General features: G+C 58.4%; 2 protein-coding genes. Both read right to left on the reverse strand.

The window, feature by feature from the left end; all coding sequences use genetic code 11:
* On the reverse strand, positions 1-1,562 hold a 1,562-nt coding region (gene dxs / locus VNC39_RS01965), incomplete at its 3' end, for a 1-deoxy-D-xylulose-5-phosphate synthase (protein WP_325395635.1).
* A gap of 155 nt (positions 1,563-1,717) precedes the next feature.
* Positions 1,718-2,747: DUF3187 family protein (locus VNC39_RS01970; RefSeq protein ID WP_325395637.1), on the reverse strand; the 1,030-nt coding region annotated here is incomplete at its 5' end.

Here is a 2,747-nt window from a genome sequence, read left to right on the forward strand (position 1 = left end):
AATTGCTCCGCCGCCTTGACCGCCGGCCAGACCGACACGCCGATCGCGATAATCGCCACATCGGTTCCGTCCCGCAAGAGCTCGCCTTTGCCGATCGGGAGCTCTTTCTGCTCGCGATCCATCGGCACGCCCAGGCTGACGCCCCGTGGATAGCGGATGGACACTGGGCCCTCATACTGCAGACCGGTTTTGAGCATGTGCTGCAATTCGTTTTCATCTTTCGGCGCCATGACAACCATGTTCGGCATGTGTCGCAAGTAGGCGTAATCGAAGGCGCCGTGATGCGTGGTGCCGTCCTCGGCGACGAGACCACCGCGATCGATGCAAAATGTCACTGGCAAATTTTGGGTGGCGACGTCATGCACCACTTGATCATAGGCGCGTTGAAGGAATGTGGCATACATGGCGACCACCGGCCGCATGCCCTGAGCTGCCAAACCGGCCGCAAACGTCACCGCATGCTGCTCGGCAATTCCCACGTCATAGAGGCGATCAGGAAATTCCTTTTCAAAGGCGTTCAGGCCCGTGCCCTCGCACATTGCCGCGGTGATCGCCACGACCCGCTTGTCTTCACGTGCCGCTTGAATCAATGACTCGATGGCGATTTGGGTATAGGAAGGTCGCGCCGCCTTCTTCGCCGGCGCGCCGGTTTCCCGGACAAATGGCGGACAGGCATGGAACCACACCGGGTTTTTCTCGGCCGGCTCATAGCCCAGTCCCTTCTTCGTAATGACATGGAGCAGGACCGGCCCTCTCATCTTGAGCACGTTCTCGAGGGTCGGAAGCAGATGCTCGAAATTATGGCCGTCGATTGGACCGGCGTAGCGGAATCCCAATTCTTCGAACAGCAGCCCTGGGAGGATGGCACCCTTGGCCAACTCTTCCGCGCGACGTGCCAGCTTCTCGACGTCATATCCGATGTGCGGGATTTTCCTCAGTAATTGGCCGGTTTCCTCCCGCATTTTCGTATAAAAATCGCCGGTGAAGGTTCGGTTCAAATAGGAGGAAATGGCACCGACATTCTTGGAGATGGACATCTGATTGTCATTGAGAATGACGACGAAATCCTTGCCGAGACCCCCGGCATGATGCAGCCCCTCGAGCGTCATGCCGGCGGTCATGGCTCCATCACCAACCACGCAGACGACTTTGTGCTTGAGGCCCTGCTGTTCCCGGGCCTCGACCATCCCGTAGGCGGCCGAAACGCCGGTGCCCGCATGCCCGGCATTGAAGGTATCGTAGACGCTTTCCTCGCGCTTGCAGAATCCACTCAATCCGCCGTATTGGCGAAGGGTGTGGAACTGCTCCCGACGCCCGGTGAGCAGCTTATGCGCGTAGGCTTGATTGCTGGTATCCCACACGATCTTGTCCTTGGGGGTATCCATCAGATAGTGCAGCGCCACCGTCAACTCGACCACGCCCAGATTTGAGGCCAGATGGCCTCCGACGCTGGACACCGCTCCGATGATCTGCTCCCTAAGCTCTTGGCAGAGTTTGGGAAATTGCGCGGGCTTGAGCCGCTTGAGATCAGCGGGGCTGTGGATGGTCTTCAAAATCGACATGACGAAACTCCTTTGCGAGAGTTCATGCGCCCAGTAATCGGGCTGAATCCAGATAGGCTTGGCGAAGGGCTATGCGGTCTGCATGCTGGCGTGGACAGTCTCACACAACCCTCAATTGCTGTCAAGCGGATAGGGGTTTAGGCATTCTCGCAAGATCACATCTGGAAGCGGTACGTTAACAGGACCCCTAATGTAAAATCGGCAGCCCCACCCGTGACGAGGTCAATATTCTCAATGGCATAGGCCTGCCAGAGCCAATGTTGAGCAAACCGGTAGCTAAAGCCGGCGACCAATTCGGATACACCCTTATCGAAGACCTCCAGACCGACATTCCGGAAGGGGGTCGTGTAATAGTCGAACTGGACGGTCAGCGATAGGTTTTCCGACCAGAGGTATTCGGCCGCGGCCATGCCCATGATCGTGGGATACAACGCAAAGCCAGCGATCCGCCCGGTCGGGACCACGCCGTTCAAGTTGCCATGTATCACCCACCGGCTTCCAAGCGCCTTCTCGATCGCCACTCCGAGCCCAAAGTCCGGGTTGCCACTGCCGAAGAACTCGCTTTGATTTCCTGTCGGAAATTTGATCGCCGTCCGAATGGCAACGGCAGGAATGAGGGAGGTTTCCCTGACCACCTGATATTTCAACTGCAGCATGCTGTCGCCGAGGCCGAGCGCGCCGTTTGCCCCGTTGATGATCTGCTGCCCATTGCGGGTGATGTTGTAGACATAGTTCACATTGCTGAGCGCGCTACGGGCTGGCGAGAGGCCGGTTGTGGCCTGTTCGACGGCTTCGATCATGCCGGACATGAAGCCTGTCCAGCGGTACAGAAAGGGGAGTTCGAAGCCGACCTCGAGCTTCGAGGTCACGCCATACCGCAGGAAGAGTCCGTTCCGCAGGGTTTCGAATTTCATCTGGGCACTGGCATTTGCCGGGTTTTCGGAATACACCGCGGCGGTTTCGGCTAGTTCCAGTCGTACGTCGAGCGTCCCTTGGCTCAGCACGGCGGCACGGTCTGCCGGCACATTCAATACCAGCTGCTGGAGCGGGTTGAAGTTTCGTACGGGAAAGGGGCCGAACCCTTCGGCGGGAGCTTGAGACGGATATAGACATAACGCGGCGGCCAACGCCCCCAACACTGCCCGGCGCGCTCTCTGCTTTCTCCAACGATCGGACGGCGCCGCT

The sequence above is a fragment of the Acidocella sp. genome, from assembly GCF_035535915.1.
In the GTDB taxonomy this organism is placed as follows: Bacteria; Pseudomonadota; Alphaproteobacteria; order Acetobacterales; family Acetobacteraceae; genus Acidocella.